At 73.0% G+C, this 24,730-nt stretch carries 24 protein-coding genes and 1 pseudogene; 8 read left to right on the top strand and 17 right to left on the bottom strand.

Features of this window, described 5'->3' with window-relative positions; genetic code table 11:
• Positions 1 to 68: 68 nt before the first annotated feature.
• Positions 69 to 1,049 carry a helix-turn-helix transcriptional regulator gene (locus ACFQ11_RS28905; RefSeq protein ID WP_378304290.1) on the top strand — a complete coding sequence of 327 codons (981 nt, stop codon included), beginning with the start codon at positions 69 to 71 and terminating at the stop codon, positions 1,047 to 1,049.
• Between the two features lie 115 nt (positions 1,050 to 1,164).
• On the opposite strand, the gene ACFQ11_RS28900 is transcribed toward ACFQ11_RS28905, so the two are convergent.
• The 4 genes from ACFQ11_RS28900 to ACFQ11_RS28885 form a co-directional block, all read right to left on the bottom strand.
• Entirely contained in the window at positions 1,165 to 1,569 is a 405-nt protein-coding gene (locus ACFQ11_RS28900; RefSeq protein WP_378304289.1) for a hypothetical protein, read from the bottom strand.
• A gap of 271 nt (positions 1,570 to 1,840) precedes the next feature.
• On the bottom strand, positions 1,841 to 2,296 hold the full coding sequence (locus ACFQ11_RS28895; RefSeq protein ID WP_378304288.1) for a MaoC family dehydratase: 456 nt from the start codon (positions 2,294 to 2,296) through the stop codon (positions 1,841 to 1,843).
• Positions 2,293 to 3,198, bottom strand: coding sequence for an amidohydrolase family protein (locus ACFQ11_RS28890; protein ID WP_378304287.1), 906 nt, complete (start codon positions 3,196 to 3,198; stop codon positions 2,293 to 2,295). The genes ACFQ11_RS28895 and ACFQ11_RS28890 overlap by 4 nt, the downstream gene beginning before the upstream one ends.
• A 1-nt stretch (position 3,199) precedes the next feature.
• Positions 3,200 to 4,111 (bottom strand): SDR family oxidoreductase, encoded by a 912-nt coding sequence (locus ACFQ11_RS28885; protein WP_378304286.1) that lies wholly within the window; start codon positions 4,109 to 4,111, stop codon positions 3,200 to 3,202.
• 89 nt (positions 4,112 to 4,200) lie between these two features.
• Here ACFQ11_RS28885 and ACFQ11_RS28880 point away from each other — a divergent pair, with 89 nt between their 5' ends.
• On the top strand, positions 4,201 to 4,686 hold the full coding sequence (locus tag ACFQ11_RS28880; protein WP_378304284.1) for a MarR family winged helix-turn-helix transcriptional regulator: 486 nt from the start codon (positions 4,201 to 4,203) through the stop codon (positions 4,684 to 4,686).
• Between the two features lie 6 nt (positions 4,687 to 4,692).
• Here the strand turns inward: ACFQ11_RS28880 and ACFQ11_RS28875 are convergent, their stop codons facing one another.
• The gene (locus ACFQ11_RS28875; RefSeq protein WP_378304282.1) at positions 4,693 to 5,988 is read right to left on the bottom strand and encodes an aspartate aminotransferase family protein; all 1,296 of its coding nucleotides are present in this window, start codon (positions 5,986 to 5,988) and stop codon (positions 4,693 to 4,695) included.
• A gap of 11 nt (positions 5,989 to 5,999) precedes the next feature.
• The gene (locus tag ACFQ11_RS28870; RefSeq protein WP_378304280.1) at positions 6,000 to 7,514 is read right to left on the bottom strand and encodes a CoA-acylating methylmalonate-semialdehyde dehydrogenase; all 1,515 of its coding nucleotides are present in this window, start codon (positions 7,512 to 7,514) and stop codon (positions 6,000 to 6,002) included.
• Positions 7,515 to 7,626: 112 nt separating this feature from the next.
• On the opposite strand from ACFQ11_RS28870, the gene ACFQ11_RS28865 reads away from it, so the two are divergent.
• Positions 7,627 to 8,172 carry a PucR family transcriptional regulator ligand-binding domain-containing protein gene (locus ACFQ11_RS28865; protein WP_378304278.1) on the top strand — a complete coding sequence of 182 codons (546 nt, stop codon included), beginning with the start codon at positions 7,627 to 7,629 and terminating at the stop codon, positions 8,170 to 8,172.
• Positions 8,173 to 8,314: 142 nt separating this feature from the next.
• On the opposite strand, the gene ACFQ11_RS28860 is transcribed toward ACFQ11_RS28865, so the two are convergent.
• Positions 8,315 to 8,662 (bottom strand): CocE/NonD family hydrolase C-terminal non-catalytic domain-containing protein, encoded by a 348-nt coding sequence (locus tag ACFQ11_RS28860; RefSeq protein WP_378304304.1) that lies wholly within the window; start codon positions 8,660 to 8,662, stop codon positions 8,315 to 8,317.
• Positions 8,659 to 10,083, bottom strand: coding sequence for a gamma-aminobutyraldehyde dehydrogenase (locus ACFQ11_RS28855; RefSeq protein WP_378304276.1), 1,425 nt, complete (start codon positions 10,081 to 10,083; stop codon positions 8,659 to 8,661). The genes ACFQ11_RS28860 and ACFQ11_RS28855 overlap by 4 nt, the downstream gene beginning before the upstream one ends.
• A 150-nt stretch (positions 10,084 to 10,233) precedes the next feature.
• Here ACFQ11_RS28855 and ACFQ11_RS28850 point away from each other — a divergent pair, with 150 nt between their 5' ends.
• The 3 genes and pseudogenes from ACFQ11_RS28850 (at position 10,234) to ACFQ11_RS28840 (ending at position 12,969) form a co-directional block, all read left to right on the top strand.
• Positions 10,234 to 10,704, top strand: a complete 471-nt coding sequence (locus tag ACFQ11_RS28850) for an Lrp/AsnC family transcriptional regulator (RefSeq protein ID WP_378304274.1) — start codon at positions 10,234 to 10,236, stop codon at positions 10,702 to 10,704.
• A 77-nt stretch (positions 10,705 to 10,781) separates the two neighbouring features.
• A pseudogene (locus tag ACFQ11_RS28845) lies at positions 10,782 to 11,585 on the top strand (FAD-dependent oxidoreductase).
• A 1-nt stretch (position 11,586) separates the two neighbouring features.
• Positions 11,587 to 12,969, top strand: a complete 1,383-nt coding sequence (locus tag ACFQ11_RS28840) for an aspartate aminotransferase family protein (protein WP_378304302.1) — start codon at positions 11,587 to 11,589, stop codon at positions 12,967 to 12,969.
• Positions 12,970 to 13,105: 136 nt separating this feature from the next.
• On the opposite strand, the gene ACFQ11_RS28835 is transcribed toward ACFQ11_RS28840, so the two are convergent.
• The 9 genes from ACFQ11_RS28835 to ACFQ11_RS28795 all read right to left on the bottom strand — a co-directional run bounded on the left by ACFQ11_RS28835 (position 13,106) and on the right by ACFQ11_RS28795 (position 23,172).
• The gene (locus ACFQ11_RS28835; RefSeq protein WP_378304272.1) at positions 13,106 to 13,741 is read right to left on the bottom strand and encodes a LysE family translocator; all 636 of its coding nucleotides are present in this window, start codon (positions 13,739 to 13,741) and stop codon (positions 13,106 to 13,108) included.
• Positions 13,742 to 13,937: 196 nt separating this feature from the next.
• Positions 13,938 to 14,846, bottom strand: a complete 909-nt coding sequence (locus ACFQ11_RS28830) for a LamG-like jellyroll fold domain-containing protein (protein WP_378304270.1) — start codon at positions 14,844 to 14,846, stop codon at positions 13,938 to 13,940.
• 58 nt (positions 14,847 to 14,904) lie between these two features.
• Positions 14,905 to 17,001, bottom strand: a complete 2,097-nt coding sequence (locus ACFQ11_RS28825) for a PQQ-dependent sugar dehydrogenase (protein WP_378304267.1) — start codon at positions 16,999 to 17,001, stop codon at positions 14,905 to 14,907.
• Between the two features lie 78 nt (positions 17,002 to 17,079).
• The gene (locus ACFQ11_RS28820; protein ID WP_378304265.1) at positions 17,080 to 17,880 is read right to left on the bottom strand and encodes a sugar phosphate isomerase/epimerase family protein; all 801 of its coding nucleotides are present in this window, start codon (positions 17,878 to 17,880) and stop codon (positions 17,080 to 17,082) included.
• Positions 17,877 to 18,989, bottom strand: a complete 1,113-nt coding sequence (locus tag ACFQ11_RS28815) for a DUF993 family protein (protein WP_378304300.1) — start codon at positions 18,987 to 18,989, stop codon at positions 17,877 to 17,879. Before ACFQ11_RS28815 ends, ACFQ11_RS28820 begins: the two co-directional genes overlap by 4 nt.
• Positions 18,990 to 19,033: 44 nt before the next feature.
• On the bottom strand, positions 19,034 to 20,185 hold the full coding sequence (locus tag ACFQ11_RS28810) for a Gfo/Idh/MocA family protein (RefSeq protein ID WP_378304263.1): 1,152 nt from the start codon (positions 20,183 to 20,185) through the stop codon (positions 19,034 to 19,036).
• A gap of 88 nt (positions 20,186 to 20,273) precedes the next feature.
• Positions 20,274 to 21,083, bottom strand: a complete 810-nt coding sequence (locus ACFQ11_RS28805) for an ABC transporter ATP-binding protein (RefSeq protein ID WP_378304261.1) — start codon at positions 21,081 to 21,083, stop codon at positions 20,274 to 20,276.
• Between the two features lie 93 nt (positions 21,084 to 21,176).
• Positions 21,177 to 22,196: an ABC transporter substrate-binding protein gene (locus tag ACFQ11_RS28800; RefSeq protein WP_378304259.1), complete on the bottom strand. Its 1,020-nt coding sequence runs from the start codon at positions 22,194 to 22,196 to the stop codon at positions 21,177 to 21,179.
• A gap of 109 nt (positions 22,197 to 22,305) precedes the next feature.
• Positions 22,306 to 23,172 (bottom strand): ABC transporter permease, encoded by an 867-nt coding sequence (locus ACFQ11_RS28795; RefSeq protein WP_378304257.1) that lies wholly within the window; start codon positions 23,170 to 23,172, stop codon positions 22,306 to 22,308.
• Between the two features lie 135 nt (positions 23,173 to 23,307).
• On the opposite strand from ACFQ11_RS28795, the gene ACFQ11_RS28790 reads away from it, so the two are divergent.
• A complete protein-coding gene (locus ACFQ11_RS28790) occupies positions 23,308 to 24,378 on the top strand; it encodes a LacI family DNA-binding transcriptional regulator (RefSeq protein WP_378304255.1) in 1,071 nt (356 codons plus the stop codon).
• 125 nt (positions 24,379 to 24,503) lie between these two features.
• Positions 24,504 to 24,730 (top strand): hypothetical protein (locus tag ACFQ11_RS28785; protein ID WP_378304253.1); only part of this gene is annotated, 227 nt, incomplete at its 3' end.

The following is a 24,730-nucleotide window of genomic DNA, read 5'->3' as shown; positions in this document are numbered from 1 at the left end:
GCGGCGTGCAGTTGAGCCTTCCGGAAATACACGACATCTTTCGTCGTGTATTTCGATAGGTTCTTCGCATGCGCGCCGACCGCCTGGTCTCGCTGGTCCTGCTGCTGCGCCGGCACGGCCGGATGACCGCGCCCGCCCTGGCCCGCGAGCTGGAGGTGTCCACCCGCACCGTGCTGCGCGACATCGAGGCGCTGTCCGCGGCCGGAGTCCCCGTCTACGCCGAACGCGGCCGGCACGGAGGGTTCGCGCTGCTGCCCGGTTTCCGGACCGAGCTCACGGGACTGAACCACGACGAGGCCATCGCCCTGCTGGCCGCCGGATCGGGACGCGGCGAGCAGGTGTTCGGCCTCGGCTCGGCGCTCGCTTCGGCGATGCGCAAAGTGCTCGACGCGCTGCCGGAGGACCATCGGACCACCGCGAGCGACGCGGCCCGGCGGATCCTCGTCGACCCGGAGACCGACCTGCTGTCGCACCGGCTGGCCACCGAAGAGGTGCCCGACACCACGATGATCGTGGTCCGGCGCGCGGTGCTGTCCGGACGCAGGCTGCGCATCCGCTACGCGGCCGCGGGACGGGCACCGCAGTGGCGGACGGTGGACCCGATCGGCCTGGTCACCGTGCGCGACCGGGGTTACCTGCTGGCCACGAGATCCGGCGAGGACCGCACCTACCGGCTGTCGCGGGTGTCGGCCGCCGAGGAACTGCCCGAACCGGCGCAGCGACCGGCCGAGGTCGATCTCGAGCGGCTCTGGCGGGAACGCTGCGAGCGGTTCCTGTCCGGCAGCGACCAGATCACCGTGCTGGTACGGGTGAATCCGGCGCGGCGGGAGCAGCTGCTGAACACCGCGCTGGCCGTCCGGGCCGAAGAACCCGACGCGGACGGCTGGCTGCGGCTGCGGGCGACCTTCCAGGACTCATGGCACGCCGAATGGGCGTTGTGGCAGCTCGGCACGAACGCCGAAGCCCTGAGCCCGCCGTCGTTGCGCGCCGCGATACGCGACCGCGCCGCCGCGATCGCCACCCGCTACGGGGACCCGTCCCTCAGCTAGTGGACGGCGGGCCCGGAGCGCTCGCCGCCGGAGGGCTCGCGACGCCGTCCGACCGCGGGACGTTCGATCCGCCGGTGACCGCGCGCCGGGAGTGCGCCCAGGACGGCCGGGCCGGTCATGCACTCGCTTCGGCGATTCGCCCGGCCGCACGAACGTCCGCCCTGCCCGTGTGCAGGTAAAGAGCACGGCCCTCGCCGTCGTCTCCCAGAAACGCCACGGGCCCGGGGCCCGGCTCCGCGGGGAGATAGGAGCTCCCCCGCCAGCCGAGCAGCTCCGTCCGGTACGGCTCGTCGCCCGCGTCCACCGCCAGGCCGAGGGGAACTTGCTCGAGCCACAGCCGTCCCCGTTCGTCCCCGCTCACCGTGGTCTCGCTCGTGCTCGACAGGTAGACGCTTGCGGCGCGCCCGGCGTCCGGGCGCGCCGCGTGATCCGGGACGGGCTCGGCGGGCGACTCGACGACCCTGCCGAGGATCTCCCTCATCAGCGGCTTGCGGTCGCCGCCGTTGGTGAAGATCGCCACGAAGTCATGCCCAGCGGGGTGAACAGGTGGTCGCGCATGCACCGGTCGAACGGCTCGCCCCGTACGACCTCGACGATGCGGGTCCTCGATCTCCATTTTCGTCCGTCTCACCGTAGACGCCGGGGGTCTCCGAACGGCTCCGCCGAGAGCCGGGCGGTCGGCGGCGCACCACGGCCCGTGCCATCGGGTCGGGGGCGGCGGCTGAAGGGTGCGGAGGTCTGGGTCATCGTCGGTTTCCTCCTCGGAGTCGGAGGGGGCGTGTCCGTGCCCGTCAGGCGTAGTGGCGGTAGACGGGCCGGGCGACGCAGGCGGGTTTGTCGGAGCCCTCGATCTCGATGGTGAAGTCGCAGGTCATCTGGACGCCGTTGCCGGGAACGTCGGTCACCTCGGCGACCGTGGCGGCCAGCCGGATGCGGGCGCCGACGCGGACGGGGCTGGGGAAGCGGACCTTCTCCAGGCCGTAGTTGATGCTCATCTTCGTGCCCTGGACGGTCAGCAGGCCGTTGAACAGCGGGATGACCAGCGACAGGGTGAGGTAGCCGTGGGCGATGGTGCCGCCGAACGGGCTGCCGGCGGCCCTGGCGGCGTCGACGTGGATCCACTGGTGGTCGTCGGTGGCGTCGGCGAAGGTGTCCACCCGTTCCTGGGTGATCTCGAGCCAGTCGCTGCGGCCGAGGTCCTTGCCGGCGAGGGCCTTGATCTCGTCGAGTCCGGTGGCGGTGATCACGGGTTCTCCTCGGGGGTGAGGTTCAGCAGGCGGGCGGCGTTGTGCTTGAGGATCTTGGGGCGGACCTCGGGCTTGAGCTGGAGCCTGTCGAAGTCGGCCAGCCAGCGGTCGGGGGTGATGACGGGGAAGTCGGACCCGAACAGCACCTTGTCCTGGAGCAGGCTGTCGGCGTACCGGACGAGCTGGGGCGGGAAGTACTTGGGCGACCAGCCCGACAGGTCGATGTACACGTGCGGCTTGTGGACGGCGACGGCGAGGGCCTCGTCCTGCCAGGGGAACGACGGGTGCGCCAGGATGATGCGCAGGTCGGGGAAGTCGACCGCGACGTCGTCGACGAGCATGGGGTCGGAGTACTTGAGGCGGATGCCGCCCCCTCCGCGGACCCCCGCGCCGATGCCGGTCTGCCCGGTGTGGAACAGGGCCGGGACGCCGAGTTCCTCGATCGCCTCGTAGAGCGGGTAGGCCATCGGGTCGTCGGGGGCGAACGCCTGGATGCTCGGGTGGAACTTGAACCCGCGCACGCCGTGCTCGGCGACCAGCCGGTGGGCCTCGCGGACCCCGGCCCTGCCCTTGTGCGGGTCGACGCTCGCGAACGGGATCAGCACGTCGGGGTGTTCGGCGCAGCCTTCGGCGACCTCCTCGTTGGCGATGCGCGGCCATCCGGTGGCGTGCTCGGCGTCGACGGTGAACACCACCGCCGCCATCTTCCGCTCCCGGTAGTAGGCGGCCATCTCGCCGATGGACGGCTGCCGGTGGCCGTGGGCCTTGAAGTGCTCCTCCGACGCGCCGAACAGTTCGGGGGCGAGCGAGCGGTGCCCGGTCTTGGAGATCTCGGCGTGGGTGTGGACGTCGATCGCGGTGAGTTCGGCGACGTTCATCGCGGGCGTGTGCGTGCCGGGCATGTCAGGCGCCCGGGGCCTTGGGCGCGGGGACGCCGTAGGTCTCCGGTTCGGCGCCCACGCCGGTGTGCCACTGCTCGGCGATCGCGTCGGCGCTCCACCCGCCGTCGGCGAACGCGACGGCCTTCTCCGCCGGGTGGGACCACAGCGCGAGCCGGTCGCCGCCGATCCCGATCGCCTGCCCGGTGACGTCCTTGGACGCCTGCGAGGCCAGGAACGTGACGAGCCCGGTGGCGTCCTGAGGGGTGCCCAGACCCTCGTCCTTGCGCAGCCGGTCGGGGAACGGGGCGCCGGTGCGCTCGGACTCGGCGATGGCCGGGGCGAACGCCGGGATCGTCTTGGTCATCTCGGTCGCCGCGACCGGGACCACCGCGTTCACGGTGATCTCGGCGCGGGCCAGTTCCATCGCCCAGGTGCGCGCCATCGCCACGATCCCGGCCTTGGCCGCCGCGTAGTTGCTCTGCCCGAAGTTGCCGCGCTGCCCCGCCGGCGACCCGACCAGCACGATCCGGCCGCCGGTCCCCTGCTCGCGCATCCGCACCGCGGCCGCCCGCGCGCAGGTGAACGTTCCGCGCAGGTGCACGCCGATCACCGCGTCGAAGTCGTCGTCGGTCATCTTCCACAGCACCCGGTCGCGCAGGATGCCGGCGTTGGTCACCAGGACGTCCAGGCCGCCGAACGCCTCGACGGCCGCGTGCACGAGCGTCTCGGCGGTCTCGGCGTCCCCGACCGCCGCCGCCACGCCGATGGCGCGGCCCCCCGCGGCGGTGATCTTGCCCACCGCCACGTCCACCGCCTCGCGGTCGACGTCATTGACCACCACCGCGGCGCCCGCGGCGGCGAGCGCCTCGGCGTAGGCGAGGCCCAGGCCGCGCCCGCTCCCGGTCACGATCGCCCGTCTGCCGTCCAGCCGCATGCCGCACCCTCCCAAAGACCGACAGGTTTCCTGCTGGTTTGCAGTCTCCGCGTCGAACAGGTTTCCTGTCAATCGTCTAGGCTGGATCCGTGACGGGAACACGGCCGCGGGACGAGGGCGGCGACAGCGCGGCGGGCGGGCGGCGACCGGCCGGGGGCAGGGCGGCGCCGTCGCTGCTCTACATGGTCAAGCGGCTGGAACTCGCCGTCCGGTCGAACCTGGACGACATCGTCCGCCCGGCGGGCGTCACCGCGCTGCAGTACACCGCCCTCACGGTGCTGGAACGGCACGACGGCCTGTCCGCGGCCCAGCTCGCCCGCGACTCCTTCGTCACCGCCCAGTCCATGGCCGACATGGTGCGCGCCCTGGAGCGGCGCGGCCTCGTCCGCCGCGAGCGCAACCCGGCCAGCCGCCGGGAACTGCTCATCCACCTCACCGATGCCGGGCGCGCACTGCTGGCCGACCTCGCCGGGCCGGTCCGCCGCCTCGAGGAACGCATGATCGACGAGCTGACCGCGCGGCAGGAGGAGCAGTTCCGGCGGGCCCTGTCGAGCGCCTGGCGCGCATTGTCCTGAACGCGCTCACCGGACGGCCCGCGCGAGCGCCGCGTCGAGGATCTCCAGCGCCTCGCGAACCTGGTCGCCGGTGATGGTGCAGGGCGGCACGAGGTGCACGCGGTTGGCGTTGGGCAGCGGCAGCAGCCCCCGTTCCCGGCATTCGGCGGTCACCGCGGCGACCGCGGCGTCCGGCAGCGGCGCGCGGGTGCCGCGGTCGGCGACCAGCTCGACGGCCCAGAACACGCCCGTCCCCCGCACCTCGCCGATGACCTCGTGGCGGCTCTCCAGGTCCGCCAGGCCGGGAGCGATCACCTCCGCCCCGAGGGCGGCGGCGCGCCCCACCACGTTCTCGTCCTCCATCGCGGTGAGGGTCGCGACGGCGGCGGCCGCGGCGAGCGGGTGGCCCGAGTAGGTCAGCCCGCCCGGGTACGGGCGGTCCCCGAACGTGTCGGCGACGGCGGCGGAGAGGATCACGCCGCCGAGCGGGACGTAGCCGGAGTTGACGCCCTTGGCGAAGGTGATCAGGTCCGGCCTCAGGCCGAACAGGTCGATCGCGAGCCAGGCGCCGGCCCTGCCGAACCCGGCCATGACCTCGTCGGCGATCAGCAGGATGCCGTGTTCGTCGCACAGGTCACGGACGCCCGCGAGGTAGCCGGGCGGCGGCATCAGGACGCCCGCGGTGCCGGGGATCGTCTCCAGGACGATCGCCGCGATCGTCGCCGGGCCCTCGGCCTCGACCGTCCGGCGCAGGTGGGCCAGCGCGCGCTCGGACTCCTGCTCGGGCGTCGAGGCGTGGAACTCGCTGCGGTACAGGTAGGGGCCGAAGAAGTGGACGACTCCGGAGGTGGCGGTGTCGTTCGGGACGCGCCTCCAGTCGCCGGTCAGGTTGATCGCGGTCTGGGTGCCGCCGTGGTACGACCGGTAGGCGGCCAGCACCTTCGGCCGGCCGGTGTGCAGCCGCGCCATCCGGACGGCGTGCTCGTTGGCGTCGGCGCCGCCGTTGGTGAAGAACACGCGGTCCATTCCCTCGGGCGCGCGTGCGGCGATCAGCCGGGCGGCTTCCGAGCGCCGGTCGTTGGCGTGCTGCGGCGCGACCGTGCACAGCCGGGCGGCCTGTTCCTGGATCGCCGCGACGACCTTGGGGTGGCCGTGCCCGAGGTTGGTGTAGACGAGCTGGGAGGTGAAGTCCAGGTAGCGGACGCCGTTCTCGTCCCAGACGTGCGCCCCTTCGGCCCCGGTCAGGACCATCGGATCGAGCCGGTTCTGCGCGGACCAGGAGTGGAAGACGTGCCGGCGGTCGAGTTCGCGGGTGCGCGACATCCTGCGTCCTTTCAGCGGTTGCTCGGGAAGGCGAGCCCGACGCCGCCGGACGGCGCGGCGGCGGGATCGGGCCACCGCGAGGTGACGACCTTGGTCCGGGTGAAGAAGCGGACGCCGTCGACGCCGTAGGCGTGCGCGTCGCCGAACAGGGACGACTTCCAGCCCCCGAAGGAGTGGAAGGCGGCCGGGACGGGGATCGGGACGTTGATCCCGACCATGCCGACCCGCACGTCGTGCTCGAAGGCGCGCGCCGTGGCGCCGTCCCGCGTGAAGATCGCCGTGCCGTTGCCGTGGTCGTTGCCGTTGACGAGCTCCAGGGCCTCGGCGTAGGTCCGGACGCGCACGACGCTCAGCACCGGGCCGAAGATCTCGTCGGTGTAGACGGACATGCCGGGGGTGACGCGGTCGAGCAGGGTCGGGCCGAGCCAGAACCCGCCGGCGTCCCCGTCGGGCTCGGCGGACCGCCCGTCGACGGCGACGGTCGCGCCCGCGGCCTCGCCCTCGGCCACGTAGGAGGCGACGCGGTCGCGGTGCTCGCGGGTCACGAGCGGTCCCATGTCGGCGTCCCCGCTGCCGTCGCCGATGCGCAGCGAACGCGTCCGCGACGCGATCTTCTCGACGAGCTCGTCGGCGGCGTCGCCGACCGCGACGACGACGCTGACGGCCATGCAGCGTTCGCCCGCGGAGCCGAAGCCGGCGTTGACGGCCGCGTCGGCGGCGCCGTCGAGGTCGGCGTCCGGCATGACCACCATGTGGTTCTTCGCGCCGCCGAGGGCCTGGACGCGCTTGCCCGCCTTCGCGGCGCGCTCGTAGACGTACCGGGCGACGGGCGTGGAGCCGACGAAGCTGACGGCGGCGACGTCCGGGTGGTCGACGAGCGCGTCGACGGCCGTCTTGTCGCCCTGGACCACGGTGAAGACGCCGTCCGGCAGGCCCGCCTGCTTCCACAGTTCCGCCGTCCACAGGGACGCGGACGGGTCCTTCTCGCTCGGCTTGAGCACGACGGCGTTGCCGGCGGCGATGGCGATCGGGAAGAACCACATCGGCACCATCGCCGGGAAGTTGAAGGGGCTGATGATCCCGACGACGCCGAGCGGCTGCCGGATGTCGCGGACGTCCACGCCGGCCGAGACGTTCGCGGACGCGTCGCCCTTCAGCAGGTGGCCGAGCCCGCAGGCGAACTCGACGACCTCCAGGCCGCGGGCGACCTCGCCGAGCGCGTCGGAGCGGACCTTGCCGTGCTCGGCGGTGATCAGCGCGGCGAGCTCGTCCTTGCGCTCGTCGAGGAGCTGCCGGAACGCGAACAGGACGCGGGTCCGGGCGGCGAGCGTGGTGGCCGCCCATGCCCGGCCGGCCTCGGCGGCGCCCGCGACGGCCGCGTCGACGTCCGCGGGTTCGGCGAGGACGACCTCGGAGGCGACCCGTCCGGTCGCGGGGTTCGTCACCGGGGCCCGGCGCCGTCCCGTCCCTGCGCTGCGGCGGCCTGCGATCCAGTGCGTGACGAGGGTGCTTCGAGGTGTGGGCATGCCGGGAGTCTTACACCCGCACAATGGGACGTCAGCCGACGATATGTCGCTTACCGGATCAGATGGGCGACACTATGGTAACGAGCCGAGAGGAGCGCCCGGGGGGCTGACGGTGGCGGACGTCCTGGACCTGCCGGCGGCGCGCGCCGGGCTGCCCGAGGTCCTCACGGGCGCCGGCCGGCTCGACCGGAGCGTGCGGTGGGTGCACGTCAGCGACATACCGAACGTCAGCGAGGTCCTCGCCGGGCACGGGCTCGTGCTGACGACCGGGCAGGCCATGGCGGGATCGGCGCGGTCTGCGGTGGCGCTGGTGGAGCAGCTCGCGCAGGCCTCCGCGGCCGGGCTCGTCGTGGAGCTCGGCGCGTCCTATCCGCGGGTCCAGCCGGAGGCGGTCGCGCGGGCGGAGGAACTCGGGCTGCCGCTGGTGTGCCTGCACGCGCAGGTCCGGTTCGTCGAGGTGACCGAGGCCGCGCACCGCCGCCTCGGCGACCGCCTCGGCCTGCTCCGGGGCGTGGACCAGGACGCCACTGCCGGAGTCGGTCAGGTAGTAGGCCAGCCTGGCGCCGGTCAGGCGCGTGTTGAGCGGGACGAACACCGCGCCGAGGGCGCCCGCGCGAACAGCGTCTCCAGGAACGCCGGGTGGTTGGGGCCGCAGTAGGCGACCCGGTCGCCGGGCTTCACGCCCAGTGCGCGGAGCGCGTACGTCGGCCGTGCCGTTCCGTGGACGATCGCGATTTTCCCGGGGGTCTTGCGGGCGCGCCGGGACGTCCAGGAGCCGATGCCCTGGTTGCGCATGCCGGTCACCCTTCCTCGACGAGGCCGAGGGCCCGCCGGACCCGGTCGGGCGTCCGTCCCCCGATCCGCAGGCGGGACGGGCGCGCGCCGCCCACCGTGATCTCCCGCGTGACCGGATCGCCGGGCACTGCGCTCCACGGGTCGCCGCCGGCCGGCGCCTCGATGACGTACTCGGGGAAGTCGCTGCCGGTGAGGTCGAGCGCGAGCCGGTGCCCGGCGCGCAGCCGGTAGGCGACGCTCTGCAGGTCCACGACGGCGTCCGCGTCCGCCGGCGGCGCGCCGGGCCGGATCTGCCCCTTGGCGAGGACGCCCGGGCGGCCGGTCCGGCCGCCCGGGCGTTCGCCGCTACTCAGTCGACGGCGCTCATCACGTGCTTGACGCGGGTGTAGTCCTCGAACCCGTACATCGACAGGTCCTTGCCGTGGCCGGAGTGCTTGAACCCGCCGTGCGGCATCTCGGCGACGAACGGGATGTGGGTGTTGATCCACACGCAGCCGAAGTCGAGCTTGGCCGACATCCGCATCGCCCGCGCGTGGTCGCGCGTCCACACCGACGACGCGAGCCCGTACTTCACGTCGTTGGCGCACCGGACGGCCTCGTCCTCGCCGGTGAAGGACTGCACGGTGATGACCGGCCCGAAGATCTCGGTCTGGCTGGCCTCGTCGTGCTGCCGCAGCCCGGACACCACGGTGGGGGCGTAGAAGTAGCCGCGGTCGCCGACCCGGTGCCCGCCGTGGTGGACGGTCGCGTGGCCGGGCAGCCGGTCGACCATGCCGGCGACGCGCGCGAGCTGGTCGGCGTTGTTGAGGGGCCCGTAGGCGGCATCCGGGTCGGACGGCCCGGCGGTGCGGGCGGCGCGGGCCCGCTCGGCCAGCGCGGCGACCAGCTCGTCGTGGACGTCGGCGGCGACGAGCACCCGGCTGGCGGCGGTGCAGTCCTGCCCGGCGTTGAAGTACGCGGCGGCCGCGATGCCCTCGGCGGCCGCGGCGATGTCGGCGTCGGCGAACACCACGACCGGCGCCTTGCCGCCGAGCTCGAGATGGGTGCGCTTGAGGTCGGCGGCGGCCGCCCCGGCGACCTCCATCCCGGCCCGGACCGACCCGGTGATCGACACCATGTCGGGCCGCGGATGCGAGACCAGCGCGCGGCCGGTGTCGCGGTCGCCGCACACCACGTTCAGGACGCCCGGCGGCAGGAACTCCGCGCAGATCTCGGCCAGCAGCGCGGTCGAGGCGGGGGTGGTGTCGGACGGCTTGAGCACCACCGTGTTCCCGGCGGCGAGCGCGGGCGCGACCTTCCACACGGCCATCATCAGCGGGTAGTTCCAGGGGGTGACCTGCGCGCACACGCCGACGGGCTCGCGCCGCACGAACGAGGTGTGCCCCGCCGTGTACTCGCCGGCCGACCGTCCCTCCAGCACCCGCGCCGCCCCGGCGAAGAACCGGAACTGGTCCGCGCACAGGGGAACCTCCTCGGTGGCGGTGAGGGCGCGCGGCTTGCCGGTGTCCGCGCACTCGACGTCGATGAGCTCGTCGAGCCGGGCGTCGATCGCGTCCGCGATCCGCAGGAGGGCGCGCTGCCGCTCGGCGGGCGTCGTCCACCGCCAGGTCTCGAACGCGCGGGACGCCGCCTGCACGGCGGCGTCGACGTCGGCCCGGCCCGACAGCGGCGAGGTCGCGTAGACCTCCTCGGTCACCGGGTCGATGACGTCGAGCGTCCGGCCGTCGGCGGCGGCGCGCCGCTCGCCGTCCACGACGTTGGTGAATGTCGCCACCAGGTTCCTCCGTTGCTGATCCAGTTGCGCTACGAGCCTCAAACTATGAGATGAGTCGTGATAGCTGTCAATAACGACTGATATCGTCACCTTCTGGGGTGCGGTCTGCGGACGGCGCCCGGCCCGCCCGTGCCCTGCGATGATGCGGTCATGACCAGGAAGAGCTCACCCCTCCCCGACCTCGACGACATCTCGTGGCAGATCATCGAGCAGTTGCAGCAGGACGGCCGGCGTTCCTACGGGGCCATCGCGAAGGCGGTCGGGCTCTCCGAGGCGGCCGTCCGGCAGCGCGTGCAGCGCATGATCGAGGCGGGCGTGATGCAGATCGTCGCCGTCACCGACCCGATGCGGGTCGGCGGGCGCCGGCAGGCGATGGTCGGGGTGAAGGTCGACGGGCCGCTGGAGCCCGTCGCGGCCGCCCTCTCGGAGATGCGGGAGACGATCTACGTCGTGCTGTGCGCCGGGTCCTACGACATCCTCTGCGAGGTCGTGTGCGACGACGACGCCCATCTCGCGGAGGTGCTGTCGACCGGCATCAGGTCGATCCCCGGGGTCGCGGGCACGGAGACGTTCGTCTACCTGCAACTGCGCAAGGAGAGCTACCAGTGGCGAGCACAGTGACGACGGAATCAGTCGCATAGAGCAGATTGAACGACTGAAGTAGTAGACATCGAGCGATTCGCCACTATATTGGTGGCATGCTGCGCGTTGTCGGAACTGATCCCGTACGTTCGCTCGTCGACGCCGAACCCGTCCCGTTCTGGCTCGACGACGCCGCGCGCCCGGCACCGTCCGCCGCGCTGGCCGGCGAGGAGCACTGCGACCTCGCCGTGGTCGGCGGCGGCTACTGCGGGCTGTGGACCGCACTGCTCGCCAAGGAACGCGACCCGGACCGCGACGTCGTGCTCATCGAGGCCCGCGAGATCGGCTGGGCCGCGTCCGGGCGCAACGGCGGCTTCTGCTCGTCCTCCCTCACCCACGGCCTCGGCAACGGCCTGGCCCGCTGGCCGGACGAGCTCGCCGAGCTGCAGCGGCTCGGGCGATCTACCACTTCGGCTCGCGGCTCTCCGGCGACCTCGACCAGCGCCCCGGCACCTTCCGGGTGCTCGCGGAGAACTTCTTCCACACGTTCCCCCAGCTCGAAGGCGTCCGGTTCACCCACACGTGGGGCGGCGCGATCGACACCTGCAGCCGGTTCACGGCGTTCTTCGGCACCGCCGCCCGCGGCCGCGTCGGCTACGCGCTCGGGCTTCACCGGCCTCGGCGTGGCCGCGACCCGGTTCGCCGCGCAGGTCGTCCTCGACCGGCTGGACGGCCTGGACACCCCGCGGACGCGCCTGCGGATGGTCCGCGGCAAGCCCGTCCCGTTCCCGCCCGAACCCCTCCGCTGGGCCGGCATCGAACTGACCCGGCGGTCCATGGCCCGCGCCGACCTCGACGGCGGCAGGCGCGGCCCGTGGCTGCGGACGATGGACGCGCTCGGCCTCGGCTTCGATAGCTGACCTGCCTCGACAGCCGCCCCGGACGACCCGAGAGGAACACATGTCGACCATCGACCATCTCTGGCTGCACTTCACCCGGCACTCCGACGCCGACGACCCGTCCGTCCCCGTGATCGTCCGCGGGGAGGGCGCCTACGTGTGGGACGACCGCGGCAGGCGCTACCTCGACGGCCTGGCCGGGCTGTTCGCCGTCCAGGTGGGGCACGGCCGGGAGGAGCTCGCCGAGGCCGCCGCCGAGCAGACGCGCAGGCTCGCCTACTTCCCGCTGTGGTCGCACGCCCACCCGGCCGCGATCGAGCTGGCCGACCGCCTCGCCGCCGCCGCGCCCGGCGACCTGGACCGCGTGTTCTTCACCGTCAGCGGCGGCGAGTCGGTCGAGACCGCGTGGAAGCTGGCCAAGCAGTACTTCAAGCTGACCGGCAGGCCCCGCAAGCACAAGGTGATCAGCCGCTCGCTCGCCTACCACGGCACCTCGCAGGGCGCCCTGTCGATCACCGGGATCCCGGGCGCGAAACAGGACTTCGAGCCGCTCGTGCCGAGCACGATCCGGGTGCCGAACACCAACTTCTACCGCGCGCCCGAACACGCCGACGACCTCGAGGCGTTCGGCCGTTGGGCCGCCGACCGCATCGAGGAGGCCATCGAGTTCGAGGGCCCCGACACCGTCGCGGCGGTCTTCCTCGAGCCCATGCAGAACACCGGCGGCTGCTTCCCGCCGCCGCCCGGCTACTTCGCCCGCGTCCGCGAGATCTGCGACCGGCACGACGTCCTGCTGGTGTCCGACGAGGTCATCTGCGCGTTCGGCCGGCTCGGCCACGCCTTCGGCGCCGAACGCTACGGCTACCGTCCCGACATCATCACCACCGCCAAGGGCCTCACCTCCGGGTACGCCCCGCTCGGCGCCGTCCTCGCCGACGAACGGCTGATGGAGCCGTTCCGCCGCGACGGCGCCACGTTCATGCACGGCTCCACCTACGGCGGGCACCCGGTCTCCTGCGCGGTGGCGCTCGCGAACCTCGACGTGCTCGAACGCGAAGGGCTCTACGGCCACGTGCGCGCCGCCGAGCCGGCGTTCCGCGCGACCCTCGAGAAGCTCACCGACCTGCCCATCGTCGGCGACGTCCGCGGCGGCGGGTTCTTCTACGGGATCGAGCTGGTCAAGGACAAGGCGACCCGGGAGACGTTCACGGCCGAGGAGTCCGAACGCATCCTGCAGGGGCATGTGTCGGCGAAGCTGTTCGAGTCCGGCCTGTACTGCCGCGCCGACGACCGCGCGGAACCGGTCGTCCAGCTCGCGCCGCCGCTGATCTGCGGGCAGGAGCAGTTCGACGAGATGGAGCAGATCCTGCGCGACGCGCTCACGAGCGCGTCGCGACTGCTGTAGGCGGCCCCTGACCTGCTTCGGACGATGAGCACCGGATTCGCCTCACCGTGATGGCGGCCACACCGTCAGGGCGTCGGGTCGCGCCGCGACACCCAGGGCGCGCGTCGGCGTCTCGGGAGCCGCCATCGTGCGGGGTTCACTTGGGGGCGGTCGCGACCAGCCGGACGGCCAGGCCGGTGAAGACGGTGCCGCTGAAGATGTTCAGGGCACGGGCGGCGCGGTGGCTGCGCTTGAGCAGATCGGCCAGGCGCCCCGACAGCAGGCCCACCAGGGCGTCCACGGCCAGCCCGATCGCGACCAGGGTGGCACCGAGGATCATGAACTGCACGGCGGTGTGGCCGAGGGCGGGGTTCACGAACTGCGGCAGGAACGCGATATTGAACAAGATCACCTTGGGGTTGAGGAGATTGGTGATGGCGCCCTGCCAGAAGGCCCGCATGCGCTTGGGGCTGCCGGCCGGCGCCCCGTCGGCGCCGTCGATCTCTCCGGGGTCCCGGAAGGCCTTGACCGCGAGATAGAGCAGGTACGCGGCGCCGACCCAGCGCAGCACGTGGTAGAGCGTCGGCAGGGCGGCGAACAGGGCCGACAGTCCCAGCATGGCCGCGACCGCGTGCACCGTCGCGCCGAAGGCCACACCGAGCGCGGCCATCACACCGGTGGCGGGTCCGCCCCGGCCGCCCATGGCGACGACGAACATCATGTCGGGCCCGGGCGTCACGCAGAGGGCCAGCGCGGCGACGACGAATGCTGCGAACAACGAGATGTCGATCATGGGGTGGATTGTCGTCGAACCGGTCGGTGCCCCGGTAGGGCTTTTCGCGACGGCGCGCGGACGAGCACTGCGGCCGCGCGGGCACCGCGGTGAGCCGTCCGCTCGGCGAGTCGGGCGATGCCCCGCCCGGCCACAGCGCCACCGGGACCGGCACAGGCCCGGTGGCGTTCGCCACCGGGCCCTCCGGGCGGACGGGTCAGCGCTTCGTGATCCGGTAGACCCGCCGGGCCTCGCGGTCGGTGATGGGACGGTCGAGGAACATCAGGTCGTCCATCCGGCAGTCGCACGGGTTGGCCTCGGCGTCGTCCTGCGGGAAACTGCCGCCGATCTTGATGCCGCGGGGGTCGGTGGCGGACGTGACGTCGGGTTCGGGGGGCCCGTCGAGCCGCCAGGGGTCGCCGGAGCGGGTGTAGAAGCCCGGGAGCGGCTCGCCGTTCTTGTAGAGGCTCATCGCCCCGGTGTCGTAGTCGAACGTGGCGGTCAGGTGCACCCACGTGTTCTGCGGCAGGATCGAGCGCCAGTCCTCGCGGGCGGCGAACGTCTGCGAGGATCCGCCGTCCACGCGGCGGCCGAGGGCGACGACGCGCAGCTCGCCGGAGACGTCGATGACCTCCAGCAGGGCGCGGACGGCGTGGCCGTCGGAGTCGCCGGTGAGCACGCCCGACAGGCCGATCGCGTTGTACCGGTCGTCGGGGTCGGCGGTGTTGGTGTTGGGGCTCGGGTTGACGCCGGTCATCTTGAACCAGCCGGACAGGGTGGCGCCGCGGGCCGCGTTGAAGGCGCGCAGCGACGGCACTCCGGCGTCCGCGTAGACGCCGGCCTTCCAGTCGTCGTCGGGGGCGCCGTTCATCTGGCGGAGCTGGACGACGTTGCGGCGGGAGCCGTCGCGGACACGCATGGCGGCGCCGCCGTTCACCAGGTGGATGGGGGTGCGGGAGCGGCCCAGGTCGCGCTCGCGGGACGGGTCGCCGGGCATCGGGTGCTCGAAGTCGTAGTGGGCGACCAGGTCCTTGCGGAGGTTCGGGCCGGACGCCTGCGCGGGGACGGCGGCGAGGGCGGTGCCGAGCAGGACGGTCGTGACGAGTGCGGTGCGGCGGATGCGCATGTCGGTCTCCTCGGGGAGCCGGGCGGGCGGGGCGCGCGGCCCCGCCCGCCCGGTGGGGTCATCGGGCGGGGGTCCCGCGGACGGTCAGGTCGCGGAGCCGGCCGATGTTGTCGAACGAGCCGAAGCCCACTCGGCCGGAGCCGAGGGCGGTGTCGAGGGCCGTGAAGACGGGGCGGTCGGCGCCGTCCGCGTACACGGCGATCTCGCCGGTGCCCGCGCAGTGCCGCACGCGGACGTCGTGCCAGTTCGCGTCCGTGATCGCGGGCGGTGCGCCCTTCGACCGGTTGGCGTTCCACTGCCGGTCGATGCGGACCCGGTCGGCGCCGTTCACCAGGAAGATCCCGTTGTGCGGGTAGATGGTGTTGTCGCTGGACAGGTGCGCGTAGTAGAAGTGCGTGTCGTCGCGGTAGCCGAACACGACGATCACGTCCCGGTTCGACTCGGCGACGGGCGTGTCGAGCCGCACCTCGGCGTCGATCTGGGCGGAGGCGAACTCCGGGCCCTTCGTCAGCACCGCGTACTCGAAGGGGCGGCGGGGGCCGGGGCGGGCCTCGCCGGCTTCGGCGAGGACGACCTCGCCGTGCTCGAACCGCCATTTCGACGGGGTGACGGGCGCCCAGTCGCCGGCGTCGGTCGCGTGGCCGACGCGCGCCGGCGCGGTGCGGCACTCGGCGAACCGCCGGGTGTCGACGATCTTCCAGATGGTTCCGTTGGCCTTGGAGAGCAGGTAAAGCTCGCCCTTGGCGTCGGAGCCGATACGCAGGTCGACGCGGTCGTCCCCGGCGAGGTCCCGCATGGTGACGGGTTCACCGGCGGTGGTGTATGCGGAGAGTTCGTGGATCTGCGCGCGGTCCTGTCCGGTGGGGTCGCGCCTCATGTCCGACTCCTCGGTGTAGAAGAGCCGGCCGTTGACGATGTCGCCGAACAGGTACTTGCCGCGCAGCGCGTTCAGCTTCCCCCGGTAGACGTAGCCGCCGGAGATGGCCTTGCCGACGTCGCTGCGGCAGTTCCAGTCGGGCGGCGGGTCGTGGTCGTAGGCGGCGAGCGGGTAGTTGTAGCCGTACCGGAGGTCGTCCTCGGGCAGCGGGTACAGGTGGCAGCGGTCTTCCTCGCGGAAGGTGAAGGCGCCTTCGCGCTCGCTCCAGCCCAGGTTGTCGCCGGGCTCGATCTGGTGGATCGACTCGATCTCGTGCTCGCCGATGTGCGCGAGGAACAGCCGCTCGGAGCCGCGGGTGTCCCAGCTGAACCGGTGCGGGTCGCGCATCCCGTAGGCGTAGATCTCGGCGAGCCTGCCGTTCTGCCCGACGAACGGGTTGTCGGCGGGGACGCCGTACTCGCCGTTCACGCCGTTGGTGCCGGACGGGTCGATCCGCAGGATCTTGCCCTGCGGCATGGCGAGGTTCTGCGGGTCGCCTCCGTTGGCGCCGACGTTGCCGTTGCCGCCGTCGCCGACCGCGATGTACAGCATCCCGTAGTCGGCGTCGCCGGGCCGGGCGTTGGGGTTGAAGTCGATCTGCTGGAGGTTGTGGATCCGCCCGGAGAACCCGAACCGCAGCACCTCGCGGTGCGTGCCGGCGAAGGTGCCGGCGGACGGGTCGTCGGCGGTCCATTCGGTGAGGACGCCGTGGTATCCGGTGTTCGGCTGCGCCGGGAGGTCGGGCTTCTCGGTCTCGAGCGCGTCTCCCCGTTCGACGTGGGTGGTGTAGAACGTGCCGTTCTTCGCGAACTCCGGGTGGAACGCGACGAACCCGAAGCCCTGCCCGAGCCCCGCGGCGGAGAAGAAGTCGGGGGCGAACGTCGCGCCGACGTCCAGGTAGGCGCGCGGCGTGCGGGTCTTCTTGTCGAGGAGGTACAGCTTGCCGTTCAGGTCGGGGACGAACAGGCGGCCCGAGCGGTCGGGCAGCTCGCCGACGTGGTTGATGCGGTTCCACCGCTTCAGCCGGTCGTCGGTCGGCGGGGCGGAGGGCTCGGACTTCGGCAGCTGCGCCACCTTCTCCAGGACGAGCCCGAATCCGGCGGGCGCCGGATCCTCGGGGATCGGGTCGAGGATGGGGGCGGGCGCGGTCTCCGCCGCCGACGCCGCCGGCGGCGGTACGGCGACCAGCGACGCCAGCAGCGCCGTGATCGCGAGCGGACACCATCTGAGTTTTCGCATTCCGACCGTCCTTCTCATGGGGGTGGGTACTGGAAAGCGCTTACTGGAAGCGCTTTCCGGACATCGGCGCGGGTGGGGTCACTCGACGTGTTCCCGGTAGCGGGCGAGGGTCAGGGACAGCGCCTCGGGGCCGGGCATGGCCCAGAGCGCCTCGTTGAAGATCTCCGCTTCGATCGGGCCGGTGTAGCCGGCGGCGTCGACGGCGGCGCGGAACCGCCGCAGGTCGATGCACCCGTCGCCGAGCATGCCGCGCCCGGTCAGCACGCCCTCGGGCAGCGGGGTGATCCAGTCGGCGACCTGGAACAGCGCGATCCGGTCCTGCGCGCCCGCGCGGGCGATGCCGTCCCAGACCGCCGGGTCCCACCACAGGTGGTAGGTGTCGATCATGACGCCGACCTGGTCGGACGGGTGCGGGGCGGCCAAGTCGAGGGCCTGCGCGAGGGTCGTGACGACGCAGCGGTCCGAGCAGTACATCGGGTGCAGCGGCTCGATCGCGAGCCGCACCCCGTGCTCCCCCGCGTACGGGGCCAGCTCGGCCAGGACGTCCGCGACGCGGGCCACGGCGCCGTCCAGGTCGCGCGACCCCTCCGGCAGCCCGCCGCTGACCAGGCACAGGACGGGCGCGCCCAGCTCGGCGGCCTCCTCGACGGCGCGCCGGTTGACCGCCACGGCGTCCGGCTCCCGGAAGAACCCGCCCCGGCACAGGGACGTCACGGTGAGGCCGTGGTCGCGCACGAGCTTCGCCGTCCGCGCCGCGCCGTACTCGGCTACCGGCTCGCGCCACAGGCCGACCCCGCTCACCCCGGCCGCCGCGCATCCGGCGGCCAGGTCGGGCAGCGGCCAGTGCCGCGTCGTCCACTGGTTCAGGCTGAATCTCACGCGGCCGCTCCCCGGTCGATCCCCTGCACGGTCAGCCAGGCGCGCATCCGGTCCGCCGCCACGTCCGGGTCGGGGAAGAGCCCGGCGGCGTCGGCCAGCTCGAACAGGCGCACCAGGTGCGGCACGGAACGCGCCGACTCCAGGCCCCCGACCATGCGGAAGTGCCGCTGGTGACCGGCCAGCCAGGCCAGGAACACCACGCCGGTCTTGTAGTAGAAGGTCGGGGCCTCGAACAGGTGCCGGGCGAGCGGCAGCGTCGGCGCGAACGCGTCGTCGTAGGCCGCCGCGTCGCCGGCGTCCAGCGCGCGCAGCGCCGCCGCGGCGGCGGGCGCGATCGGGTCGAAGATCCCGAGGAGCGCGTCGCTGTGCCCGGACCCGTCACCGCGGATCAGCTCCGGGTAGTTGAAGTCGTCTCCGGTGTACAGCCGCACGCCGGCCGGCAGCCGCCGCCGGAAGCCGATCTCGCGGCCGGCGTCCAGCAGCGAGATCTTCACCCCGTCGATCCGGGACGCGTGCTCACCGATCAGGTCGAGCAGCGCGGACGCCGCGGCGTCCAGGTCCGCCGAACCCCAGTAGCCGTCCAGGGCCGGATCGAACATCGGGCCCAGCCAGTGCAGGACGGCCGGGCTCCGCAGCTGCGGCAGCAGCCGCCCGTACACCGCCGCGTAGTCGTCGGGGGTGCGGGCCGACGCGGCGAGCTGGCGGCTGGCCATCAGGACGGGGACGGCGCCGGCGTCCTCGACGACCGCGAGCTGCTCCTCGTAGGCCGCGGCGATCGCGTCGAGCGGCGCCGGTCCGGGCGGGAGCTGGTCGGTGCCCGCACCGCACACGATGCGGCCTCCGGCCGCGCGGGCCTCCCGGCCGCTGCGGGCGATCAGCTCCCGGGTGACGGCCCAGTCCAGGCCCATGCCGCGCTGCGCGGTGTCCATCGCCTCGGCGACGCCGAGGCCGTGCGCCCACAGGTGGCGGCGGAACGCCAGGGTGGCGTCCCAGTCGAGGACGCTCCCGTCCGGCCCGCCGAACGGGTCGGCGACGACGTGCGCGGCGGCGTACGCGACGCGCGACGCGGGCGGCTCGGCGGACGCCGCGAAGGCGCGCGGCTCCCCCATCGTGTACGGGACGAGCGTCCCGTCCGGGCGCGGAAGGTCGAGCTTCACCGGGACAGCTCCGGCACCTCGAGGCGGCGGCCCTCCCGCCAGGCGCGCAGCGCCAGCTCGGCGAGCTGGACGCCGCGCGCCCCGGCGTAGAAGTCCCACGGGAACGGCGCGTCCTCGGCCACGTGCCGCAGGAACATCTCCCACTGCGTCTTGAACCCGTTGTCGAAGTCGGCGTTGTCGGGGACCTCCTGCCACTGCGACCGGAAGTCCTCGGTGGCGGGCAGGTCGGGGTTCCACACCGGCTTGGGGGTCATGGAGCGGTGCTGGACGCGGCAGCGGCGCAGGCCCGCGACCGCCGAGCCCTCCGTCCCGTCCACCTGGAACTCCACGAGCTCGTCGCGGAACACCCGGGTCGTCCACGAGGAGTTGATCTGCGCGACGATCCCGCCGTCCAGCTCGAAGATCCCGTAGGCGGCGTCGTCGGCGGTCGCCTGGTACGGCTTGCCGTCCTCGTCGAACCGCTCGGGGATGTGCGTGGCGCCGAGCACCTGCACCGACCGCAGCGGCGCGACGATCCCCTCCAGCACGTACCGCCAGTGGCAGAACATGTCGAGGATGATGCCGCCGCCGTCCTCGTCCCGGTAGTTCCAGCTGGGCCGCTGCGCCTCCTGCCAGTCGCCCTCGAACACCCAGTAGCCGAACTCGCCGCGCACCGACAGGATCCGCCCGAAGAACCCGCCGTCGACCAGCCGCTTCAGCTTGAGCAGGCCCGGCAGGAACAGCTTGTCCTGGACGACGCCGTGCTTCACGCCCGCCTCCTCGGCCAGGCGCGCCAGCGCCAGGGCGTCGGCCAGGCCCTCGGCGGTCGGCTTCTCGGTGTAGACGTGCTTGCCGGCCGCGACGGCCGCGCGGATCGCGTCGACGCGGGCGCTGGTGACCTGCGCGTCGAAGTAGATCTCGGTGCCGGGCCGGGCGAGCGCCTCGGCCAGGTCGGTCGTCCACTCGGTGAGGCCGTGCCGTTCGGCGAGCTCGCGCAGCTTGGCCTCGCTGCGCCCCACCAGCACGGGCTCGGGCCACAGCACGGTGCCGTCGGCCAGCCGCAGCCCGCCCCGCTCCCTGATCCCGAGGATCGAGCGGAGCAGATGCTGGCGGTATCCCATCCGGCCGGTGACGCCGTTCATGACGATCCCGATGGACCTGCGTTCCATTCCTGTGCCTTTCGGTTGTCGTGTCGGTCGCCGCGCGCGGGGCGCCGTGTCCGTTCGCCGTTCCGGTTCGCCGTGTCGGTTCGGCGTGTCAGTCGGCGGCCGCGCCGGCGCCCAGCAGGCCGCGGACCCGGTTGGTCACGCGGGCGAACTCGGGACGCTCCATCGTCGCGGCGTACGCGCGCTCGGCGGGCAGGTCGACGTCGATGATCTCGGCGATCGTCCCGGGCCGGTCGGTCATCACCACGACGCGGTTCGCCAGGTAGGCGGCCTCGGCGATGGAGTGCGTGACCAGCAGGACGGTGGTGCCGGTCTCCCGCCAGATCCGGTTCATCTCGATGTTGAGCTGCTCGCGGGTGAGCGCGTCCAGCGCGCCGAACGGCTCGTCCATCAGCAGGACGGGCGGTTCGTGCAGCAGCGCGCGGCACAGCGCGACGCGCTGCTGCATGCCGCCCGACAGCTCGTGCGGGAGCGCGTCCTCGAAGCCCTTGAGCCCGGTCATCTCGATGAGCTCGTCGGCGCGGCGGCGGGCCCGCTCGGCGGGCATGCGCCGCATCTCGGCCTGCAGCAGGATGTTGCGGCGGGCGCTGCGCCACTCCAGCAGCGCGGCCCGCTGGAACACGTAGCCGATGTCGTGGCGGGGGCCGCCGACGCGGTCGCCGCGCAGCCGGACGGTGCCCGACGACGGCCGCAGCAGCCCCGCCACCAGCTTCAGCATCGTGGACTTGCCGCACCCGGACGGCCCGACGATGGCGACGAACTCCCCCATCGGGACGTCCAGCGCGATGTCGCGCAGCGCGGTGACGTCGCGCTTGCGGCTGCGGAACCGCACGGCCACGTCGTCCAGCCGGACGGCGGGCTCGGTCCCGGCCGTGCCGGGTTCGGTCGCTTTCTGGCTCATGGTCCTCATCGCTCGTCCCGTCGACTCGTACTGGTCCGCGGTTCCTTGGGCGGGTTCATCACGTCCTGCCGGTCTGGAGGTGGCCGGTCCGGGTCATCCCTGGCCGGACGGCGCCTGCCAGTACTCGGCCGGGTCCTTGGCCTCCTCGATGACGCCGGCCTGCTGGAAGGTGCCGATCGTCTGCCGCCAGTCGGCCTCGGCGTTGACGCCGGGCGCCTCGCCCCGGGTCGCGGGGGTGTGCAGCAGCTCGAGCGTGGCCTTGAACTGCTCGGTCAGGACCTCGTCGGAGGGCAGCTGCTCGGACGCGCCGGCCATGCTGGCGACGGCGCCCGCGGGGTCGGAGGACGCGGCCGTCCAGGATTCGCTGGTGGCGGCCGCCATCTTCTCGACGAGCCCCTTCTCGCTCTGGAGCTTGCGCTCGCCGACCAGGAGGCCGTTGGAGAAGAAGTTCAGCCCGAAGTCGGCGTAGCGCAGGTAGGACATCGGCTTGCCGGACTTCTCGTGGATCGTCGGGCCCTGGTCGTTGGCGAAGCCCATCAGCCCGTCGACGGTCTCCGACATCACCGCGGCCATCTTCCCGGCCGGGTCGGTGTTCTGGACGTTGACCTCGGCGGGGTCGATGCCGTTCTTCTCCAGGAAGACCGGGAAGGTCCGCGACAGCGCGTCCCCGGCGGTCCCGGCGATCGTCTTGCCCTTGAGGTCGGCGGGCTTCTCGATCCCGGCGGACGCGAAGGACTGCACGGACGCGGGCGTGGTCTGCAGGTAGACGCCGAGGCTCTTGACGGGGACGCCCTTGTCGACGGCCGCGAGCAGCGCGGGGGTGTCGGCCCAGCCGAAGTCGGTCTGCCCGGCGCCGGTGGCCTGCACGGTCTTCTGCGAGCCCTGCCCGGCCGTGATCTCCAGGGCGATGCCGTGCTTTTCGAAGATGCCCTTCTTCTTGCCGTAGTAGAACGGCGCGTGCTCGCCGTAGGGGTACCAGTTCAGGGTCAGGGTGACCTTGGTCAGCTTCTTGCCGGAGGCGCTGGTGACCTGGTCGGAGTCCCCGCCGCAGGCGGCGCCGGTGAGCGCGACGAGCGGGGCGAGCAGGGTTGCGGCGATGGTGCGGAGTCTCATGGGACGGCCCTCCGTGGGGTGGGGGTGGGGTGGTGCCGGCCGTTGCCGGGTGGTCGGCGCCGGGGCGGCGCCGGAACGGTCCAGGGACCGTGCTGCGGGCGGGGGGCGGTCAGTAGGTGGTGACGGCGCCGTCGCGGCGGCTGGCGTGCCAGGGCAGCAGGAGCCGCTCGGCGACCTCGACGACCACGAACAGCGCGACGCCGATCGCGGACATCACCAGCAGCCCGGCGAACAGCATGGGGGTGTCGAGGTTGCCGTTGGCCTGCAGGATCACGTAGCCGAGACCCTCGTTGGCGCCGACGAACTCGCCGACGACCGCGCCGGTGACGGCGAGGGTGACCGCGACCTTGAGGCCGGAGAACAGGTGCGGGAGGGAGGCGGGCAGCCGGATCTTCAGGAAGGTGGCCATCGGGCCGGCGCCCATCGTGGCCGACAGTTGCAGCATCTCCGGGTCCACCGACTTCAGCCCGGCGACCATGGAGATCACGACCGGGAAGAACGCGATCAGCACCGCGACGACGATCTTCGGGCCGATGCCGAAGCCCATCCACACCACGAACAGCGGCGCGATCGCGATCTTGGGGATGACCTGGGCGAACAGCAGGATCGGGTAGAGGGTGCGCTCGACCGTCGCCGAGTACACCATGATCACCGCGGCGAGGACGCCGACGGCGACGGCGATCGCGAACCCGAGCAGCGTCTCGTAGGTGGTGACCCAGGTGTGCTGCCAGATGTAGCCCCACTTGTCGGTCAGCACCCCGAACGTGGCGCCGGGCGAGGGCACCAGGTACTCGGCGACCAGCTTGAACGAGCTGACCGCCCACCAGGCGGCGAAGCACGCCACCAGCAGCGCGAGCGGGCGCCAGGTCTGCTCGGCGACGGCGGCGAGGCGCTCCCCCGCGCCCGGACCGTCGCGTTCGACGACGCCCGGCGCGTCCGTCGCCGGGTTCGCGCTCGTCGTGCCCTGACTCACCATGGGTTCCTCCGGGGCGGTTGTTCAGAAAGCGCATTCAGAAAGCGCTTTCTGGTGTACGGTAAGAACCAACGACGACGCGGTCAAGGGGGTCGGCCGAAGATCCGCCGCGAAGTCGGCTCGAGCGAGGGGGCGGTGATGACGGAGGCGGCGGAGGAGTCCCGCACCGGCGACCGTGCGCCGGATCGCGCGTACGTGACCCTGCAGGACGTCGCGCGGGAGGCCGGGGTCTCGCTCGCCACCGCGTCCCGGGTGCTGAACGGGACCTCGCAGGTGCGGACCGATCTGCGGGAGCGGGTGCTGGCGGCGGCGGCGTCGCTGCGGTACACGCCGAACGCCCACGCGCAGGCGCTGGCGAGCTCGTCCAGCACGGCGGTCGGGGTGATCTGCCACGACGTCAGCGACCCCTACTTCGCCGCGGTGGCCCGCGGTGTGATGACCACGGCGGCCGAGCACGGGATGCTGGTGATGCTGGCCAGCACGTTCCGCGATCCGGCCCGCGAGGTCGAGTACGTGGCGATGCTGCGCGCCCAGCGGGCCCGCGCGATCCTGCTGATCGGCTCGGGTTTCGAGGACCGCGAGTGGGAGCGTTCGCTGGGCGCGGAGCTGGAGCCCTACCAGCGGACGGGCGGGCGGGTCGCGGTGCTGAGCCGGCACCGCAGCCTGAAGGTCGACGCGGTGCTGCCGCAGAACCGGGAGGGCGCCTACGAGCTGGGCCGCGCGCTGCTGGATCTGGGGCACCGGGAGTTCGCGGTGCTGACCGGGCCGCGCGCGCTGACGACGGTGTCCGACCGGCTCGCCGGGTTCGCGGACGCGCTGGCGGAGGCGGGGGTGCCGCTGCCGGACGGGCGGATCGTCGAGGCCGCGTTCACCCGGGACGGCGGTTACGCGGCGGCGGCGGAGCTGCTGCGCCGCGGCGAGCGTCCGACGTGCGTGTTCGCGGTGACGGACGTGATGGCGGTGGGTGCGCTGACGGCGTTCCGCGACCGGGGGGTGCGGGTGCCGCAGGACGTGTCGCTGGCCGGTTTCGACGACATCCCGATCGTCGGGGACCTGACGCCGCCGCTGACGACCGTGGCGTTGCCGCTCGGCGAGATGGGCGAGCGGGTGATGGGCCTCGCGCTGCGCGAGCCCGCGGGGCGCCGCAGCCGCATCGAGCGGATCGCGGGCGAGGTCGTCCTGCGCGCCAGCACGGCACCGCCCCGCTGACCCGCTCCCGCGCGGGGACGTTCCGCGCCGGTGGGCCCGGCCGTCCGGTCCCGGGCGCGGTGCCGGGCACGGTCCCGTCGCCGGGCAGGCCGCCGGCCCCGCGCCCCCCGCACCTGGCCTACGGCATGACGACCCACGCCGCCCTCGCCGCGGCGGAACACCCGCACGCCGCCGTCCTTACCACCGCCGTCCTCACCGCCGCCGGAGCGGCGGCCGGGGGCGGCGCCACCGTCCTCACCCGGGAGCGGGGCCGCCGTCCCGGACCGGCCCCGTCGTGCGTGCCGCGGCTCCCGGCGCCGGTTCCGCCGCCCCGCGGGCGCGCGTGTCGCGCGGCGGCGGGGCCGAGCAGGGG

It is taken from the genome of Actinomadura sediminis (assembly GCF_042675525.1).
In the GTDB taxonomy this organism is placed as follows: domain Bacteria; phylum Actinomycetota; class Actinomycetes; order Streptosporangiales; family Streptosporangiaceae; genus Spirillospora; species Spirillospora sediminis.
This window is presented reverse-complemented; position numbering and strand designations above follow the sequence as displayed.

What these genes read in the sequence shown, in the direction of transcription:
- ACFQ11_RS28850 (WP_378304274.1), top strand. Translation starts at nt 10,234, where the DNA reads ATGACCAGGAAGAGCTCACCCCTCCCCGACCTCGACGACATCTCGTGG.
- ACFQ11_RS28810 (WP_378304263.1), bottom strand. Translation starts at nt 20,185, where the DNA reads ATGGAACGCAGGTCCATCGGGATCGTCATGAACGGCGTCACCGGCCGG.
- ACFQ11_RS28830 (WP_378304270.1), bottom strand. Translation starts at nt 14,846, where the DNA reads ATGCGCATCCGCCGCACCGCACTCGTCACGACCGTCCTGCTCGGCACC.
- ACFQ11_RS28885 (WP_378304286.1), bottom strand. Translation starts at nt 4,111, where the DNA reads ATGCGGCTGGACGGCAGACGGGCGATCGTGACCGGGAGCGGGCGCGGC.
- ACFQ11_RS28825 (WP_378304267.1), bottom strand. Translation starts at nt 17,001, where the DNA reads ATGCGAAAACTCAGATGGTGTCCGCTCGCGATCACGGCGCTGCTGGCG.
- ACFQ11_RS28870 (WP_378304280.1), bottom strand. Translation starts at nt 7,514, where the DNA reads ATGCCCACACCTCGAAGCACCCTCGTCACGCACTGGATCGCAGGCCGC.
- ACFQ11_RS28805 (WP_378304261.1), bottom strand. Translation starts at nt 21,083, where the DNA reads ATGAGCCAGAAAGCGACCGAACCCGGCACGGCCGGGACCGAGCCCGCC.
- ACFQ11_RS28875 (WP_378304282.1), bottom strand. Translation starts at nt 5,988, where the DNA reads ATGTCGCGCACCCGCGAACTCGACCGCCGGCACGTCTTCCACTCCTGG.
- ACFQ11_RS28795 (WP_378304257.1), bottom strand. Translation starts at nt 23,172, where the DNA reads ATGGTGAGTCAGGGCACGACGAGCGCGAACCCGGCGACGGACGCGCCG.
- ACFQ11_RS28835 (WP_378304272.1), bottom strand. Translation starts at nt 13,741, where the DNA reads ATGATCGACATCTCGTTGTTCGCAGCATTCGTCGTCGCCGCGCTGGCC.
- ACFQ11_RS28800 (WP_378304259.1), bottom strand. Translation starts at nt 22,196, where the DNA reads ATGAGACTCCGCACCATCGCCGCAACCCTGCTCGCCCCGCTCGTCGCG.
- ACFQ11_RS28890 (WP_378304287.1), bottom strand. Translation starts at nt 3,198, where the DNA reads ATGCCCGGCACGCACACGCCCGCGATGAACGTCGCCGAACTCACCGCG.
- ACFQ11_RS28790 (WP_378304255.1), top strand. Translation starts at nt 23,308, where the DNA reads ATGACGGAGGCGGCGGAGGAGTCCCGCACCGGCGACCGTGCGCCGGAT.
- ACFQ11_RS28905 (WP_378304290.1), top strand. Translation starts at nt 69, where the DNA reads ATGCGCGCCGACCGCCTGGTCTCGCTGGTCCTGCTGCTGCGCCGGCAC.
- ACFQ11_RS28815 (WP_378304300.1), bottom strand. Translation starts at nt 18,989, where the DNA reads ATGGGGGAGCCGCGCGCCTTCGCGGCGTCCGCCGAGCCGCCCGCGTCG.